Source organism: Flavivirga amylovorans (genome assembly GCF_030540875.1).
In the GTDB taxonomy this organism is placed as follows: Bacteria; Bacteroidota; Bacteroidia; order Flavobacteriales; family Flavobacteriaceae; genus Flavivirga; species Flavivirga amylovorans.
In genome coordinates this window covers 577962-596122 of sequence record NZ_JAUOEM010000002.1, presented here as the reverse complement: position 1 = coordinate 596122, position 18161 = coordinate 577962, and the positions used below count along the sequence as shown (strand labels likewise).

General features: G+C 31.4%; 18 protein-coding genes. 9 read left to right on the top strand and 9 right to left on the bottom strand.

What is annotated here, in order from left to right; genetic code table 11:
• Nucleotides 1-3: 3 nt before the first annotated feature.
• Nucleotides 4-726, bottom strand: coding sequence for a polyprenol monophosphomannose synthase (locus Q4Q39_RS07870; protein ID WP_303281859.1), 723 nt, complete (start codon nucleotides 724-726; stop codon nucleotides 4-6).
• 121 nt (nucleotides 727-847) lie between these two features.
• Here Q4Q39_RS07870 and Q4Q39_RS07865 point away from each other — a divergent pair, with 121 nt between their 5' ends.
• On the top strand, nucleotides 848-1495 hold the full coding sequence (locus Q4Q39_RS07865) for a DUF4271 domain-containing protein (RefSeq protein ID WP_303281858.1): 648 nt from the start codon (nucleotides 848-850) through the stop codon (nucleotides 1493-1495).
• A gap of 23 nt (nucleotides 1496-1518) precedes the next feature.
• Nucleotides 1519-2268 carry a uroporphyrinogen-III synthase gene (locus Q4Q39_RS07860; RefSeq protein WP_303281857.1) on the top strand — a complete coding sequence of 250 codons (750 nt, stop codon included), beginning with the start codon at nucleotides 1519-1521 and terminating at the stop codon, nucleotides 2266-2268.
• A 159-nt stretch (nucleotides 2269-2427) separates the two neighbouring features.
• Here Q4Q39_RS07860 and pckA read toward each other — a convergent pair whose 3' ends face one another.
• Nucleotides 2428-4044: a phosphoenolpyruvate carboxykinase (ATP) gene (gene pckA / locus Q4Q39_RS07855; RefSeq protein ID WP_303281856.1), complete on the bottom strand. Its 1617-nt coding sequence runs from the start codon at nucleotides 4042-4044 to the stop codon at nucleotides 2428-2430.
• Between the two features lie 57 nt (nucleotides 4045-4101).
• Nucleotides 4102-4503: a DUF423 domain-containing protein gene (locus Q4Q39_RS07850; protein ID WP_303281855.1), complete on the bottom strand. Its 402-nt coding sequence runs from the start codon at nucleotides 4501-4503 to the stop codon at nucleotides 4102-4104.
• An 81-nt stretch (nucleotides 4504-4584) separates the two neighbouring features.
• Between Q4Q39_RS07850 and Q4Q39_RS07845 the strand changes: the two genes are divergently transcribed.
• The 3 genes from Q4Q39_RS07845 to Q4Q39_RS07835 all read left to right on the top strand — a co-directional run bounded on the left by Q4Q39_RS07845 (nucleotide 4585) and on the right by Q4Q39_RS07835 (nucleotide 7288).
• Entirely contained in the window at nucleotides 4585-5949 is a 1365-nt protein-coding gene (locus Q4Q39_RS07845; RefSeq protein ID WP_303281854.1) for a saccharopine dehydrogenase family protein, read from the top strand.
• A 157-nt stretch (nucleotides 5950-6106) separates the two neighbouring features.
• Nucleotides 6107-6577, top strand: coding sequence for an Lrp/AsnC ligand binding domain-containing protein (locus tag Q4Q39_RS07840; RefSeq protein ID WP_303281853.1), 471 nt, complete (start codon nucleotides 6107-6109; stop codon nucleotides 6575-6577).
• A gap of 144 nt (nucleotides 6578-6721) precedes the next feature.
• Complete coding sequence (locus Q4Q39_RS07835; RefSeq protein ID WP_303281852.1) at nucleotides 6722-7288, top strand: DUF3575 domain-containing protein; 567 nt, start codon at nucleotides 6722-6724, stop codon at nucleotides 7286-7288.
• A 206-nt stretch (nucleotides 7289-7494) separates the two neighbouring features.
• On the opposite strand, the gene Q4Q39_RS07830 is transcribed toward Q4Q39_RS07835, so the two are convergent.
• Entirely contained in the window at nucleotides 7495-9036 is a 1542-nt protein-coding gene (locus Q4Q39_RS07830) for a glycine--tRNA ligase (RefSeq protein WP_303281851.1), read from the bottom strand.
• Nucleotides 9037-9223: 187 nt separating this feature from the next.
• Here Q4Q39_RS07830 and Q4Q39_RS07825 point away from each other — a divergent pair, with 187 nt between their 5' ends.
• From Q4Q39_RS07825 to Q4Q39_RS07815, 3 genes are all read left to right on the top strand, one after another.
• Entirely contained in the window at nucleotides 9224-10066 is an 843-nt protein-coding gene (locus tag Q4Q39_RS07825; protein WP_303281850.1) for a hypothetical protein, read from the top strand.
• Between the two features lie 147 nt (nucleotides 10067-10213).
• A complete protein-coding gene (locus Q4Q39_RS07820; protein WP_303281849.1) occupies nucleotides 10214-10891 on the top strand; it encodes a ComF family protein in 678 nt (225 codons plus the stop codon).
• 100 nt (nucleotides 10892-10991) lie between these two features.
• On the top strand, nucleotides 10992-12602 hold the full coding sequence (locus Q4Q39_RS07815) for an Ig-like domain-containing domain (protein WP_303281848.1): 1611 nt from the start codon (nucleotides 10992-10994) through the stop codon (nucleotides 12600-12602).
• On the opposite strand, the gene Q4Q39_RS07810 is transcribed toward Q4Q39_RS07815, so the two are convergent.
• The 5 genes from Q4Q39_RS07810 to Q4Q39_RS07790 all read right to left on the bottom strand — a co-directional run bounded on the left by Q4Q39_RS07810 (nucleotide 12589) and on the right by Q4Q39_RS07790 (nucleotide 16964).
• The gene (locus Q4Q39_RS07810; protein WP_303281847.1) at nucleotides 12589-13368 is read right to left on the bottom strand and encodes an amidohydrolase; all 780 of its coding nucleotides are present in this window, start codon (nucleotides 13366-13368) and stop codon (nucleotides 12589-12591) included. The two genes, Q4Q39_RS07815 and Q4Q39_RS07810, sit on opposite strands and share 14 nt — an antisense overlap.
• A gap of 92 nt (nucleotides 13369-13460) precedes the next feature.
• On the bottom strand, nucleotides 13461-14603 hold the full coding sequence (locus tag Q4Q39_RS07805; RefSeq protein WP_303281846.1) for a methionine aminotransferase: 1143 nt from the start codon (nucleotides 14601-14603) through the stop codon (nucleotides 13461-13463).
• 95 nt (nucleotides 14604-14698) lie between these two features.
• Nucleotides 14699-15175 (bottom strand): GNAT family N-acetyltransferase, encoded by a 477-nt coding sequence (locus Q4Q39_RS07800; RefSeq protein WP_303281845.1) that lies wholly within the window; start codon nucleotides 15173-15175, stop codon nucleotides 14699-14701.
• A gap of 89 nt (nucleotides 15176-15264) precedes the next feature.
• Nucleotides 15265-15960, bottom strand: a complete 696-nt coding sequence (locus Q4Q39_RS07795; RefSeq protein ID WP_303281844.1) for a LytR/AlgR family response regulator transcription factor — start codon at nucleotides 15958-15960, stop codon at nucleotides 15265-15267.
• Nucleotides 15961-15995: 35 nt separating this feature from the next.
• Nucleotides 15996-16964 carry a sensor histidine kinase gene (locus Q4Q39_RS07790; RefSeq protein WP_303281843.1) on the bottom strand — a complete coding sequence of 323 codons (969 nt, stop codon included), beginning with the start codon at nucleotides 16962-16964 and terminating at the stop codon, nucleotides 15996-15998.
• Between the two features lie 195 nt (nucleotides 16965-17159).
• Here Q4Q39_RS07790 and Q4Q39_RS07785 point away from each other — a divergent pair, with 195 nt between their 5' ends.
• Entirely contained in the window at nucleotides 17160-18050 is an 891-nt protein-coding gene (locus Q4Q39_RS07785) for a thioredoxin family protein (RefSeq protein WP_303281842.1), read from the top strand.
• Nucleotides 18051-18161: the final 111 nt, after the last annotated feature.

Sequence of the window (18161 nt, the reverse complement as noted above, 5' to 3'; positions counted from 1 at the left end):
TTCTTATTTTTTAAAAAGACTTTTAAGTTTCATCGAAATAACTCCAAAAATAGCTTCAGAGATAATACCAGAACTCAGTTTTGATTCTCCTTTTGTTCTATCTGTAAAAATAACCGGTATTTCTATAATTTTAAACTTCTTTAAATAGGTTTTAAATTTCATTTCAATTTGAAACGCATAACCAATAAACTTTATAGCGTCCAAATTTATTGTCTCAAGAACATGACGTTTATAACAAACATAGCCTGCCGTTGTATCATGAATTTTCATGCCTGTAATAATACGTACATATTTTGATGCACAATAAGACATAAGAACACGGTTCATTGGCCAATTAACAACATTAACACCTGTAACATACCTAGATCCTATAGATAAATCTGCTCCATCTATGTGACAAGCATTATATAATTTAATCAAATCGTCTGGATTATGTGAAAAATCTGCGTCCATTTCAAAAATATACTCATAGTGCTTATTTAAACACCATTTAAAACCATAAATATAAGCAGTTCCTAATCCCGACTTTTCTTTTCGAATTTCTAAGAATAATCTGTTTGGGAAATCAGCTTGAAGTTCTTTGACCTTTAAAGCCGTTAAGTCTGGTGAATTATCATCAACAACAAGAATGTGAATACTATCAGATTGAGAGAAAACAGCTTTTATAATAGCCTCAATGTTTTCTATTTCATTGTATGTTGGAATGATAACAACCGTATCTTTCATTCTCTAACTTTATTAAAATCTTTTTAATTTTTAGCAAATGTACATTAATAACCGCTCATTTTTTTTAAATATTCCTTAATAATTATAAGTCTATTATTAATAATTATGATAATTTTATACCATGCTTCGGGATATTGTATCAAATGAATTATATACCATTTTATTAGTCACAGGACTAGTTGTTGTCGCTGTGGCAAAATTAGTATCCCCAAAACGTTTTGATGACTTTATATTTGTTTTAGGAAATTACAAATACTTAAAGATTTATTCTAGAGAACAAAAATTTCTTGACAAATTTGATGCCTTATTATTTGGCAACTTAATTCTTTCATTATCTGTTTTTAGCTTCATCGCTTACCAAAATATAACTAACAGCAAATCGCTTTCAATAGATTTAATGTTTAAACTATCTTTTGGTATTGCTGTTTTTATCTTGATAAAGGTTCTTATTGAACGACTTATTGGGAGTCTTTTTGGAATTGATAAGTTAATAGATCAATATCTTTTTCAAAAAATTAGCTATAAAAATTTCTTAGGTGTATTATTACTTCCTATAAACGCTTTTCTACTATTTAGTTTTAACCCCTCTTTACCAATTATCTATTTCGTAATTATTTTATTGCTAATTGTTAATATTATTGGGCTAATAACTTCTTTTAAAACACATCAAAGTTTAATAAAACACAATTATTTTTATTTTATTTTGTATCTTTGCACTCTCGAAATCTCACCTTACGTCATTTTGTATAAGGTGTTTATTACCAAATAATAGAGAACAAACTACTTACCCGTATGAAAGTAAAAACAATTCTAGTATCTCAACCAGAACCCAAAATAGAGAACTCACCCTACTTTGATTTACAAGAAAAGCAAAAGGTAAAAATAGATTTCAGACCTTTTATTCATGTTGAAGGTGTATCTGCCAAAGAAATTAGACATCAAAAGGTAGATTTAAATAATTACACAGCTATTATTTTAACAAGTAGAAATGCTGTTGATCATTTTTTTAGAATTGCTGAAGAAATGCGATTCAAAGTTCCTGACTCCATGAAGTATTTCTGTCAGTCTGAAGCTGTTGCTTTTTATCTACAAAAATATGTGGTATACAGAAAACGTAAAATTTATGTTGGTAAACGTACGTTTGCTGAATTATCCCCATTAATTAAAAAATATAAAGAAGAAACCTTCTTGTTACCTAATACAGATAAGGTAAAACCAGCTGTGCCTGAAACTTTAGATGCTTTAGGTGTTAATTGGAAACAAGCTACTTTTTACAAAACTGTGGTTAGTGATCTGTCTGATTTAGCGAATGTATATTATGATGTTTTAGTCTTTTTCAGTCCTTCTGGAATAGAATCTTTATTTCATAATTTTCCAGATTTTAAGCAAAACGATACACGAATTGCTGTTTTTGGAAATACAACAATAAAAGCTGTAGAAGAAAAAGGGTTGCGAGTAGATATTGCTGCACCAACACCAGAAACACCATCAATGACAATGGCTTTACAGAAGTATATTGATAAAGTTAATAAAGGAAAATAAACTTAAAATTCTTATAGAGAAAAGAGGCTGTCTAAAAAGTCAAGACAGCCTCTTTTTTATTCGGATAGGTATCGGAGAGATTTTTCAAATACGCAATTCTCAAGGACTTGAAAAAACTTTTTAGACGCCCTCTTTTTTTATTTAACTACTTCTTTATATTTAAAAGGCATAACGTTGCGGACCGCCACGTCTGATTTCCTCATTACAATGTGCTTCAAATTTTTTGAAATTCTCACGAAACGCATTGGTTAATTTAAATGCTGTTTTATAATAATTTTCATCATCGTTCCAAGTCGCCCTAGGGCTTAAAACACTCGTTGGCACTCCAGGGCATTCTCTAGGTTGTGCAACACCAAAAACCGAATGGATATGGTAATCATCATAGTTATATAAACCTAAATCACCATTTAATACAGCGTTAATCATAGCACGCGTATACTTTAATTTCATTCTTGTACCAATACCGTAAGGACCACCAGTCCAACCTGTATTTACCAACCACACATTAACCCCAGACTGTATCATTTTTTCGCTTAACATTTCGGCATATTTAGCTGGGTGCAAAGGCATAAAAGGCGCACCAAAACAGGCCGAAAAAGATGGCTGTGGTTCTTTAACCCCAGCTTCTGTTCCAGCTACTTTTGCTGTATATCCAGAAATAAAATGGTAGGCCGCTTGACTAGGTGTTAATTTAGATATTGGAGGCAATACCCCAAAGGCATCAGCTGTTAAAAAGAAAATATTTTTTGGATTCTCACCAGTTGAAGGTATTTGAATATTTTCAATATGTTCGATTGGATAACTAACTCTTGTATTTTGAGTAATTGACGTATCTTCAAAATTTACGTGACCATCTGCATCTAAAATAACATTTTCCAGAATAGCTCCCTTTTTAATGGCATCGTATATTTCTGGTTCATTATCTCTAGAAAGATTAATAACCTTAGCATAGCATCCACCTTCAAAATTAAACACTGAATTTCCTGCAGTCCAACCATGCTCGTCATCTCCAATTAAACTTCTATTTGGATCTGTTGATAACGTTGTTTTTCCTGTACCGGACAATCCAAAGAAAATAGCCGTATCACCTTCCTTACCTACATTTGCGCTACAATGCATTGGTAATGTGTTTTTAAATACTGGAAGTATAAAATTAAGAGCTGAAAAAATACCTTTTTTAATCTCTCCAGTATATCCTGTACCTCCAATTAATGCTATTTTTTTAGAAAAATTTAAAATAGCAAAATTATGTTGACGTGTTCCATCCTCTTCCGGATTCGCCATAAAACCTGGAGCGTTAACCACTGTCCATTCTGGATCAAAGCCTGTTAACTCTTCTTCTGTTGGTCTTAAAAACATATTGTAAGCAAATTGATTGCTCCAAGGGTATTCGTTAATCACGCGAATATTCAACTTATAATCTTCATCTGCACAAGCATAACTATCTCTTACAAAAATTTCTTTATTAGATAAATAATTAACAACCTTATTATATAATATATCAAATTTGTCTGCATCAAACGGAATATTAATATCACCCCACCAAACTCGATCTTTTGTTATATCATCTTTAACAATAAATCGATCTTTTGGAGAGCGCCCAGTAAACTCACCTGTATTAACTGCTAAAGCTCCTGACGATGCTTCATAACCTAAGCCCTTTTCAATCGTAATTTTATGAAGTTGTTCTGGTGAAAGTTGATACTGTACATTGGCATTTTTAATTCCATATGCTTCCAGCGAAATCGTTTTCGTAACTTGATTATCGTTTATCATAATTTGTTGTAAAATTATTTATTGTGCAAAACTAAAACAATTATTTTAAATTATCCGTTATTGATTATCGTTTTTAGATTCAATTTTTAAGAAATTCGCAATCATAACGCCCCATGCTAAAATTAGGAGCATTCCACCTATTGGAGTTATAAAACCGATCGTTTTGAAATCAAAAGTTGTTAACAAATTTGTTGCTAATCCATAAATAGATCCTGAGAATAAAATGATTCCCAATACAATTAAATAGTATAAAACGTTCTTCGTCTTTTGTTGAATATATGTAGTACTTCCTACAAATAGTAGTAAAATAGCATGATACATCTGATATCTCACACCTGTCTCAAAAGTTTGTTTTGCTTCAACTGTAATTAATTCTTTTAACGCATGGGCTCCAAATGCGCCAAAAACAACAGCTAATAAACCAAAAAAGGAAGCCGTTATTACTATTTTTTTGTTCATAATATGTGTTTCGTTAAGACTATTAAAACCTAATGTATTTATTAAATTCGTTTTTACAAAACTAAGTTAACTATTCTTATTATGCGAAAAATTTTAGTCATTGGCTCAGGAAAATCGGCTTCCAGTCTTCTAAAATATTTATTAGATAAATCGACTTCTGAAAATCTTTTCATTACCGTTGGCGATTTAAACATTAATGCTGCTAAAAAACTGATTGATAATCATAAAAATGCGAAAGCTATATTATTGGATATTTTCGATGAAGCATCTCGTACTGATGCTATAAAAAATGCAGATATTGTAGTATCCATGCTACCTGCTCGTTTTCATATAGAAGTTGCCAAAGATTGTGTTTTACTAGGAAAGCATATGGTAACAGCTTCTTACGTAAGTCCAGAAATGCAAGCTTTAGATGACGATGCCAAAGCCAAAGGGCTTGTACTTATGAATGAAATTGGTGTAGATCCAGGTATAGATCACATGAGCGCGATGCAAGTTTTAGATCGTATACGTAACAAGGGTGGAAAAATAATTTTGTTTGAATCATTTACGGGTGGTTTAGTAGCTCCCGAAAGTGATAATAACTTATGGAATTATAAATTCACCTGGAACCCAAGGAACGTAGTTACTGCTGGGCAAGGCGGGACGGCTAAATTTTTACAGGAAGGCACTTATAAATATATCCCTTATCACCGTTTATTTAGGCGCACTGAGTTTCTGGATATTGATAATTATGGTCGTTTTGAAGTTTATGCCAATAGAGATTCTTTAAAATATCAAAGCATTTATGGTCTTGATAATGTTAAAACATTATATAGAGGCACTATAAGGCGTGTTGGTTTTAGTCGTGCGTGGAATATTTTTGTCATATTAGGAATGACGGATGATAGTTATACGATAGACGATAGTGAAAACATGAGTTATCGTGATTTTATCAATGCCTTTTTAACCTATAGCCCTTTTGATTCTGTAGAATTGAAGCTAAGACATGCGCTTAAGATTGATCAGGATGATATTGTATGGGACAAACTTATAGAGCTTGATATCTTTAATCCTGAAAAGAAAGTAGGACTTCAAAAAGCTACTCCTGCTCAAATACTTCAAAAAATACTCATGGACAGTTGGACGCTTGATTCGGATGATAAGGATATGATTGTCATGTATCATAAATTCGGTTACGAGAAAGATGGGGAAAAATATCAAATAGACGCTAATATGGTCGTTTTAGGTGAAGATCAAACTTATACAGCTATGGCAAAAACCGTCGGCTTACCTGTTGCCATGGCTACTCTGGCTATTCTGAATAAAAAAATCACCTCCCCTGGTGTTCAAATCCCTATTACAAAAGAAGTTTACGAACCTATTTTAAAAGAACTGGAAACTTTTGGTGTAACTTTTCATGAAAAAGAGGTTCCTTATTTAGGTTACAATCCATTAAATAATTAGTTTAAAACCCTCTCGACTGCATTCGATGGGGCAAAACGAATTGAATATATTTTTCATTTAATAGAGGTTATAAAACATGGCTTAATGAGTAACCTTTTACATAAAACAGTTTCAATTTGAAATCAAATAGTTATTTTTATGTTTTAAAATTCAACTAATGAAGTCTAAAAACAAGCCTATAATAATAGATGGGATTGATAAAAAAATACTGCGCGCATTAACAGAAGATGCAAGAATACCTATTTTAGAAATAGCTCGTAATGTTGGTATTTCTGGCGCTGCTATCCATCAACGTTTACGAAAATTAGAAAAATCTAAACTTATTTCTGGTTCACAATTCATTATAGATCCAAAAGTTTTGGGCTATACAACCATGACTTTTGTTGGTATTTATCTTGAGAAGGCTGTAAATACAGAAGATGTTATTAGAGCTTTAAAAAAAGTTCCAGAGGTTTTAGAATGCCATTACACAACTGGCGATTGGAATATTTTTATCAAAATGCTGGCTTACAATAACAATCATTTAATGCTATTATTAAATAATAAAATTCAAACCATAGTAGGCGTTTTAAGAACAGAATCTATCATTTCTTTAGATCAACAAATTAACAGACAAATAAAAATTTAATGAATAATAACTAAAAGGTTTGTACTCACTCCTTTTCCTTCATAAAAAATAAGCGCTTTTCTTAAGCAACCTTTTTATTAACACTTCATCTTTTAGATGGTACAGTTATTGATTATAAGCCATATTTAATCTTAAATCTAAATTATGAAAAAAGTACTTTGTTTATTATTACTCCTAGTGTCATACTTTTCCTTTTCTCAAGAAGAAGAAAATATAAAATCTCATGAAATAAAACTAAATGCATTTAATGCTATTATTTTTAAATCTATTGATTTCTCTTATGAGTATTTAATCGATTCAGAATCTTCTATAGGTGTATCTGTTTTTTTTAATTTACATGACTCTGATGACAGATCATTTGATGATGATAATGGTCCTATTTACAATGAAGAATTTGCATTGACTCCTTTTTACAGACATTATTTTTCCAATAAGTATGCTTGGGGATTTTTCCTAGAAGCTTTTGGGATGTATAATGTTCAAAAAGATTTTGATGGTTATTACGATGGTAGTATTGGTCAAGATGTCTTTAGAGATGGCACTTCAAATAACGTTGCTCTAGGGATCTCTTTAGGAGGTAAATTTGTAAGCAAAAAAGGATTTGCTTTCGAGTTTCTGGGTGGTTTAGGTCGAAACTTATCACAATCTAACGATGATATTGGCACAGAACTTGTCCCTAGAATAGCCGCTTCTTTAGGTTATAGGTTTTAACAAACTTTATATATAAATAGGTCTAAAAAGTGTCATTCTGAATGTAATGAAGAATCTCTTAAAATTTTAATTTACTGATAAATAAGATTCTTCGCCTTTGGTTTATGCTTAGCTCAGCCGAAGTACTCTGATGACAAAACACATCTCTTTTTAGACCTATCTTTCTTTTGTAAGAGGCCTTTTCTTCTAAGGAATTGATTTATTTCTTACATCTTCATTAACCAAGAACGTACATCTACTTCTTTTTTAATGATCTCTCTTAAATCTTCAATTTTAACACGTTGTTGCTCCATAGTATCTCTACGTCGAATGGTAACCGTATTATCTTCTAAAGTATCATGATCTACAGTGATACAAAACGGTGTTCCGTTAGCATCTTGCCTTCTATAACGTCTTCCAACAGCATCTTTTTCGTCATAAATCACATTAAAATCCCATTTTAATTCGTCTACAATTTTACGGGCCACCTCAGGCAAGCCATCTTTTTTAACCAATGGTAAAATAGCCGCTTTTACTGGCGCTAAAACACTTGGTAATTTTAAAACAGTACGTGTTGTTCCATTTTCTAATGCTTCTTCTTGTAACGAATTAGAAAATACGGCTAAAAACATTCTATCTAAACCAATAGATGTTTCTAAAACGTATGGTGTGTAACTCGCATTATCTTCGTGATCGAAATATTGTAATTTCTTTCCTGAATGTTCTTCGTGCGCTTTTAGATCGAAATCTGTACGTGAATGAATTCCTTCTAATTCTTTAAAACCAAATGGGAATTTAAACTCAATATCGGAAGCAGCATCCGCATAATGTGCTAATTTCTCATGGTCATGAAAACGATAATTATCAGCTCCCATTCCTAAAGACAAATGCCATTTCATTCTATGCTCTTTCCAATGCTCGTACCATTCTTTTTGAGTCCCAGGTTTTATAAAAAACTGCATTTCCATTTGTTCAAACTCACGCATTCTAAAAATAAATTGTCTTGCAACAATTTCATTTCTAAACGCTTTTCCTGTTTGTGCAATTCCGAATGGAATCTTCATACGTCCCGTTTTCTGAACGTTTAAAAAGTTTACAAAAATACCTTGTGCTGTTTCTGGGCGTAAATATAAATCCATTGCAGACTCTGCAGAAGCACCTAGTTTAGTACCGAACATGAGGTTAAACTGCTTAACATCTGTCCAGTTTTTACTTCCCGTTAATGGGTCTGCTATTCCTAATTCTTCAATAAGCGCTTTAACATCTGCCAGATCTTCACTTTCAAGAGATTTTGCCATTCGGGAAAGCGTTGTGTTTATTTTTTCCTGATAGCCTACAACACGTCCGTTTGTAGAAACAAATTCTTCTTTATTGAAGGCGTCTCCAAAACGTTTCTTTGCTTTTGCAACCTCTTTGTCTATCTTAGATTCAATTTTAGCACAATAGTCTTCAATTAAAACATCAGCGCGATATCTTTTTTTAGAGTCTTTATTATCAATTAGTGGATCATTGAACGCATCAACATGTCCAGACGCTTTCCATGTGGTTGGATGCATAAAAATAGCCGCATCTATACCTACAATATTTTCATTCATTTGCACCATCGCTTTCCACCAGTAATCACGTATGTTTTTCTTTAACTCTGCACCATTTTGCGCATAGTCGTATACCGCACTTAATCCGTCATATATTTCACTACTTTGAAATACATATCCATACTCTTTCGCATGCGAAATAACCTTCTTAAATTGATCGTCTTGATTTGCCATTCTGCAAAAATAAAAAACCGCTTGAAACAAAGGGAGTTGTTTTCTAAAAAAAACAAAATTTAAAGTATTTTTTATACGATTAGATTTTATTGAATTAAAATGGTTTATTGCTAGTTGTAAGTTACAATCAATTATTTGTTAGTTTTTATAAGTTTTTACAACTAAAACCTCATAAAAAATAAAACTCTTGAAAGGTCATATTAAAATTTTATTCTTGCTTATTGGTGTTTCTGCATTTTCGCAAAGTCCTTGGACACAAGAAAAAGGTAAATTATACACGCAACTTACATTTACTACTATACCAAATTACGATACTTTTTTTGGCGATCCTGATTATACTATTTCTGGGAAAATTTCAGATAATACCATTCAATTTTATGGAGAATATGCGTTTTCAGATAAAACTAGTCTGGTTTTAAACCTCCCTTTAAAGTTAATCTCAATTAACGATTTTGAAAACCTTCTGACTAATTGTACTTCGGATTGCTCTAAAGATTTTAATAAAACAGCACTAGGAAATCTAGAAATTGGTATAAAACATAATTTTTATAAAAAAGATTGGGTTCTTTCTGGGCAATTTTCTATTGAAGCAAATACAGGTTCTTATGATACAACTTCTGGAATTAGAACTGGTTACGATGCATTTACATTTACACCACTTTTTTTAGCAGGAAAAAGCTTTAAAAGAAACTATATTCAAGGTTTTATTGGAGCCAATATTAGAACCAATAATTACAGCTCTAACTTTAAAATTGGTGGAGAAGTAGGACGCAAAATTACCAGACATATTTGGTTAATTGGTTTTGTAGATATTGTAAAATCCTTAGAAAACGGAAACATTGAGCTACCAGTAGAAAACACTTTTAATGGTCTGTATGTAAACGACCAAGATTATGGTGCTTACGGTTTTAAAGGTATTGGAGAAATCACAAACAAATTTGGACTAACAGCTGGTTTTGGCGGCGCTTTTTTTGGAAACAACGTAGCTAAACAAGCCGCTTTAAATATTGGAGCTTATCATAAGTTTTAGGTTGTATTAACTATGAATTCATGAATGAAAAAGTATACTATATTTAACTTATTAATGTTTTAGAGGATAGTTACTAAGTCCCTTGTAAAATAGAAATTTTAATTGTTATTTTTTATTTAAGTTTACATACATTCTTATTAACGATAAATGATTAACTCAATAGTTAACTTATTCTTTCCCAAGGTATGCTACGCCTGTCTTAATTTATTGAGCGATAATGAAAAAACAATCTGTATTGATTGCAGGCATGGCTTACCCATTACAAATTTTCATTTTAACAATGACGATGCCGTTACTAAAGTCTTATATGGTCGTGCTAAAGTTGAAAATGGAACGGCTCTTTTTCGGTTTGAAAAAAAAGGAATTGTACAACAACTCATTCACGGACTAAAATACAAAGGTTATGAAAACATTGGTTTGTTTCTTGGAGATTGGTTAGGTGGTGAACTAAAAAACATAGAATCATACAAGACTATTGATATGGTAATCCCCGTGCCGCTTCATAAAAAGAAGCTAAAAAAAAGAGGATATAACCAAGTTTCAAAATTTGGTCAACAAATTGCCGAAGCTTTAAAAGTAGCTTACAAGGATGATGCACTTTTAAAGATCACGAATACCAAATCTCAAGTCGATAAAAAACGATTGGCACGTTGGAACAATAGCGATGAATTATTCACACTTATTAATTCTGAATCTATTGAGAACAAACATATCCTGTTAGTAGACGATATTATTACTACCGGAGCTACTCTAGAAGCTTGTATTGCGGTATTAAGCCAAGCAAAAAACATAAAAATAAGTATCGCAACAATGGCAATAGCTTAATGAAAAAGAAATAAATTAGTCACGATATTGCAATGTTAAATTGGTATTCATCGTTATATCTTCAAAATTATGTAGGTTTGTGCAAAATTTAAAATTGGTAATGAATAAAACCCTTTCAAATTTTATTTTAGTTGTTTTTCTAAGTGTACTTTTTATTAATTGTGCTAACCGAGGGACTCCTGGTGGAGGGCCAAAAGATGAAACGCCTCCAGTTATTCTTAAATCTAATCCAGAGAATTATTCTACCAATTTTACTGGTAATGAAATAAAGGTTTACTTTGATGAATACGTTAAAATTAAAGATTTACAAAAGCAGCTTATTATTTCTCCTCCTATGAATACCCAACCTGAGGTTACACCTTTAGGTGGTGCAAGTAAATATATTACTATTAAAATTTATGATACACTACAACCCAATACAACTTATGCGTTTAACTTTGGAAATAGTATAGCAGATAATAACGAGGGAAACCCATACCCGTATTACAGATACGTACTATCAACTGGGGACTATATAGATTCTCTTAGTGTAAAAGGTAATATAGTAGACGCTGTAAAAACAGAGCCAGAAACTTTTGTTTCTGTAGCTTTATATGAAGTAGATTCTACATTTAGCGATTCTATTGTTTATAAAGAGAATCCTAGATATGTTACTAATACATTAGATAGTCTTACAACATTTTCTATCGATAACATTAAAGAAGGGAAGTATATGCTTGTCGCTTTAAAAGATAATAATGGAGATAATAAATTTCAGCAAAAGACCGATCAAATCGCATTTCTTCAAGATTTTATTGAAGTTCCTTCTGATACAATTTATACTTTAAAATTGTTTTCAGAAGATTTAGATTTTAAAGCCACTAGACCTCGTTTAATATCTGGTGAGAAAATTGCTTTTGGATATGAAGGTGATTATAAAGGTATGACTATTAATATGCTATCTGAAACACCTCCAGAATTTGAATATCGCATTACAAAAGACCAAAAAACAGACAGTCTTAACTATTGGTACAAACCCCGTCTTGAAGTTGACTCGTTACTTTTTAAAGTAACACATCCTACCATTCAAGATGAGGAGTTTATTGTTAGAATTAGCGAGCAAAAAAGAGACTCATTAGTAATCGAAGCATCACCATCTGGAATTATTCGCAAAGATGAATCATTTAAAATTTCTGGTAGTACGCCTTTCTCTACTATAGATACCTCTAAAATCACATTAATAGATAAAGATTCTACTCAAATAGCTTTCACTACAGACTTTGATACGATCACCAATACGTATGCTTTCAATTTTGATAAGACAGAGGATAATGCCTATAATATGCAAATACTTCCTGAAGCTTTTGTAGATTTTTTTGATGATAAAAATGACTCTTTAAGTTATTCTCTTAAAACAAAGAAAGCATCTGAATATGGTTATGTGCGTTTTACATTGGTAAATGCCAAATATCCAGTTGTTATACAATTAACTAATAAAGATGGGGACGTTCAATTTGAACAATTTGTTGAAAACTCAGACCCTGTCGATTTTTTAAATTTGTCTCCTAAAATCTATAATATTCGTGTTATACATGATGCTAATGGTAACAAAAAACATGACACAGGAAGCTATCTTAAAATAATACAACCAGAACGTGTTAGTCATTTTAAAGAAATAGAAATTAGAGCAGATTGGGGGATCTCAGAAACGCTTAATTTTACTTCAAAATAAACAGATCTCTATCATCTAAAAATTTAAGTTTATTTCTGTAAGCTTCAACATGTCTTTTTTCTAAAATGGTGATCTGGGTTTCTTCTTTACTTGGCGTTATCGAAGTCATTATATTTCCTAACACATCATACGCCGCAGAATGCCCTGAATATTCACTATTAACACCATCTACACCAACACGGTTTACACCAATGCAATAACTCATATTCTCAATAGCACGTGCTTTTAATAAAGCATCCCATGCAGATATTCTAGGTTTTGGCCAGTTAGCAACATACAACAACACATCGTAATCCTCAACATTTCTTGCCCAAACTGGAAAGCGTAAATCATAACAAACTAATGGACAAATTTTCCATCCTTTATAATCAATAATTAGTTTTTTAACGCCTGCTGTGTAGATTTTATCTTCACCAACCAAAGTAAACGTATGTCGTTTATCGTAATATTGAATAGCTCCTGATGACTCCACAAAAAGCAATCGGTTATGATAGTTGTTTTCTTCCAAAACAACAAAACTACCAACTATGGCTGTGTTAAATTTTGATGCTACAGATTGCATCCATTCAACCGTTTTTCCATTCATAGGTTCTGCAACATCCTTTGCATTCATAGTAAAACCAGTTGTAAACATTTCCGGAAGCACAATTAAATCTACTGTTTCAGAAATGTGATCTATTTTTTTAGAAAAATTCTCAAGATTCTGCTTAGGGTTTTCCCAAACTAAATCAGATTGAATTAATGCTATTTTTAAGGTCTCTTTCATGTGTCTATATCTATTGTTTTTTATTTGTCACGTAACATCCATATAACCATTGTCCTTGTGTATCAAACCTTTAGTTATGGATGTTTCATCTTTTAAATACTATTTAATATATCTGCTGCTTTTCTTAAAGTATCATCGGTCTTAGCAAAGCAAAATCGAAGTACTTTATTATCTAAATTATTGTTATTAAAAACTGATAATGGAATGGAAGCAATCCCAGATTCAATCGTTAAACGCTTTGCAAAATCAACATCATATTCTTTTGTAATTTCTGAATAGTCTAATACTTGAAAATAGGTACCTTTTGAAGGTGTGAATTTAAACCTAGAATCTTTAATAAGGTCTAAAAACAAATCTCTCTTCTTTTGATAAAAAGTATGTAAATCTAGATAACGACTGGGCTGCTTCATATAATCTGCAATTCCTTTTTGGGTGGGATGATGAATACAAAACACATTAAATTGATGTACTTTCATAAATTCTTCCATGAGTGCTTTCGGTGCACAGCAATAGCCTATTCGCCATCCTGTATTATGAAATGTTTTGCAAAAGGAAGCGACCACAAAACTTCGTGATTTTAAATCGGGGAATAAACAGGCGCTTTGGTGTTTTTCTTCATCAAAAATCATATGCTCATAAACCTCATCACTCAACACAATAATATTCGTGTTTCTGGTGATGTCTTCCAATTGTAGCATGTCTTCTTTTGATAATATAGTCCCTGAAGGATTATGTGGCGTATTAATAATAATCATCTTCGTTTGATTATTCACCTTCGCTCTTACATCACTCCAATCTATTTCAAAACCTGGCGCCTCTAATTGGACTGAAACTGCTTTGCCTCCACTAAGCGTTATAGCAGGTTCGTAACTATCGTAAGCCGGTCTAAAAATTATAACCTCATCATTGGGATTGATAAATGTTGTTATGATTGTGAAAATGGCTTGAGTAGCACCAGCAGTTATTGTTATTTCATTTTCTGGATGATAACCTGTATTATATAATAATGCTATTTTTTTTGCAATGGCTTCTCTTAATTCTAAGTTTCCAGCCATAGGCGCATAATGGTTGTACCCAGAATTCATCGCTTTACTAACCAAATCGGTTAATTTCTGGTCACTCTCAAAATTCGGAAACCCCTGAGACAAGTTAATGGCGTTATGATCGTTAGACAACTTACTCATAATTGAAAAAATAGTAGTTTCTACATTGGGTAGTTTAGATTTATGCTGCATAACGTTTCTAGAAATTTTCTTTAATATCTACTAAAATCATAATTAATTTGATTCCCGTTTTTGCGGGAATGACAATTTCAACGGAAACTCCGAGTCTAAACCTCAGAGAATTCTTTTTGAGTAAAATGCATCTTCATACCTTCATGAGATTGAACAAAACCTAAATCATTATAAAACTTAATCGCTTTTGGTCTTTTTTTATCAGTGGTCAATTGTAACACATGCGCCTTTCGTTCTTTTGCTCTGTTAATAGCCCATTCGAACATCGTTTTTCCAATTCCCAACCCTCTTTTGTCTTTTTTAATTCGAACGGCTTCAATTTGGGCTCTTATTCCGCCACGATAGGTTAGATATTGAATAAATGTGAGTTGTAACGTTCCAATAATTTCGGAAGTTTCATTTTCTACAACAATTAGCTCTTGGTTTTCATCAGATTCAATCTTGGTAAATGCCTCTAAGTATTCGGACGGTAATGGTATTTGGAAGTTTTCTCTTTTTTTTCCAAGTTCGTCGTCGGCAAGCATTTCTACAATAATTGGAATGTCTTTCTTTGTAGCTTTTCTAAACTTCATAAATGCAATTGTTATCTCATGTAAATATAACAACTTACAAATTCATACCGATGAAAAGAGTTGGAAGGGTTTGAGATGATATGCAAAATTTACACGCCTAATGCTTTCAGTAATTCTTGTTTATAGGTTCTACCAATAGATATTTTATTAGCTTTCACAAAAATACTGTTACCAGAAATCTTATCTACAAATTTGCTGTTGATGATGTACGATTTGTGGACTTGAATGAATTGATCTTTGGGAAGCTTAGCAGCCCAGTTTTTTAACGAATCTACGTAGGATAATTTTTGGGTCTCAGTCACTATTGTTATATAATTCCTATCTGATTCAATATATAAAATGTTGCTTAAAACAAGTTTATGTAGTGTCTTGTCCACATTTAAAAAAATGGTATCATCATTATTTTCTTCTAATGTGTTTTCAGGCAACTCTATTCTATCCTTAGCTTTATTAATGGCTTTTAAAAACCGATCGAAAGAAAAAGGTTTTACCAAATAATCAACAATAGTTGGCAATTCAAAACTGCTTACCGCATACTCTGGGTATGCTGTGGTCATTATAATGGCTGGTGGGTTTTTAACTGTTTTTATAAAATCTAATCCAGACATATCTGGCAAATTAATATCCAGAAAAACAACATCAATTTTATTCGTATTTAAAAATGTATTTGCTTCAATAGCTGCTTTAAAAGTCTCAACTAAATTAAGGCTTGGTATTTTGCCTATAAAATTCTTTAAGATTTTTTGAGCAGGTATTTCGTCTTCTATAATAACACAATTCATCATTTATCTATTCAGTTATCTGGTCGAACATTATTCTATTATAATTTAAGTTTTAAATACACCTTAAAATTTTCACCTTTATCGATTCTAAACTCATAAGCATCTTTATAAATAAGCTCTAGCCTTTTCTCCAGATTTTGTAACCCAATCCTGAAATCGTCTGTACTTACTTTGTCTTTATCGTAATCATTTTCACAAACACATTCTAAAACACCTTTTTCAACACCAATAGAAATAGAAATTATACTATTTAAAACACTATGTTTAAAAGCGTTTTCTATAATGGTTATTAAAAGTAATGGTGCTATTTTATGACTATAAGAATCTATATCTTTTTTATAACTAACCTTCTTTGTTCCTTCTGTTCGTAACACTTGGAACTTCATATAATTATCTATAAACTTAATTTCTTTTTCTAAAGAAATTGTTTTGGAATTACTTTCATAGAGTACGTGTTTAAGATTATCAGACAGCATTAAAATCATCTCTGGAACCTCGTTTGGTTTTTCTAATGAATACGAATAAATCGTATTCAGATTATTGAATAACACATGTGGATTTATCTGTGACTTTAAAAACTTCAACTCCATTTCAACGTGTTCCTTTTTAATAGCTTCAATCTCATTTTCTTTATCAATAAAGCGATATAGTATCCATATAAAAGAAAAGAAAATTAATGGTACTAGCGATTGCCATAAATAGTCACTTAAGCATTTAACAATGGTACATCCGCATTTGGCAAATGAATAACAATACAACTGTGTTGCTAAAAATGAAATGGCAGCAAATACAAGTGTGTAAAGCAGGTACATTTTCTTCTTAACAAAAAAGGGAAGCAATAAAAAATTGTTTCCATAAACAATGAAGACTAGAAGTGCTAGGTATTGAAGAAATGGATTTTCTTTCCAATAAAAGTCTGAAAATAAAAACAGTGATACAAACACAAACAGCATCCAAAATAGGATGTGAACTAAAATTTGCGAAGTATGTTTCTTTACAAAAGTCATTATACTAAATGAAAGTAAACAGAAAAGCCATAACTATCAAAAAATAAGTACAAAAATCAGTTTTGTAGTTACAAACGTCATAAATGTTGTTTGTAAATAAACTATAATCGTTCGCATTATTAATTAAGTAAGCTATCCGTTTTTATGGAATTACATGCTATAGCTGTCTATTTTTGGTTTTAAACAATCTAAATCATGAAACGAACAATGATCCTTTTTACCCTGTTACTTAATCTACATTTTGTATTTTCTCAAACATTAAATAGTCTGTCTCTAGATAAAAAAGGAAACGAGCTTTTACTTGGCGAGATAAATAGAAACGGATTAACAAAAAACAGTTTTAACAATTGGTTTTCTAAAAATCATAAGGATTACTTAGTTAATAAAAAAGTTGTGAAGCTATTAAAAACCTCATTAAAGAATTATGAAATCAAGGTCTTTTTAGGAACCTGGTGTGGTGATAGTAAGCGAGAAGTTCCTAGGTTTTATAAAGTTTTAGATGCTGCAAATTTTCCAGAAAGTCAATTAAAAGTCATAGCTGTTAATAGAACTGCTGAAGCCTATAAACAAAGTCCGAATCATGAAGAAAAAGGCTTAAACGTACATCGTGTACCGACCTTTATTTTTTATAAGGATGGTAAAGAAGTTAATCGAATTGTAGAATCGCCCAAGGAAACTTTAGAACGGGATATTCTTAAGATTGTTTCTAATAGCAACTATTCATCAAATTATTGGGCAGCTAATTATATGAATGACTTATTCAATTCTAAAACTTTGGATGATTTAAAGCTAAAAGAATCGGAATTAATTCCCAAACTCGCAGAATTTGTAAAAGGAAGCAGAGAATTAAACACTTATGGCTATGTGCTTTTAAGTTCTAATCAACCAAAAAAAGCCTTATACATTTTTGATTTGAATACTAAGATTTTTCCTTATAAATATAATACCTATGATAGTTTGGGAGAGGCTTGTTTTATGATTAAAAATTATGCAGAAGCGTTAAAAAACTACTATAAAGTACTAAGTATAAAACCTGATAATGAACATGCTGTTAAAATGATTGAGAAGATAAGATTATATATTTAACATGTTGATTTTTATTATAATACAAATTCAATATTGAAGTCATATCGAATGAGGTACGATTGAGATATCACATCGTCTATATAATACTTTTTAGGATGTGATTTCTCCTAG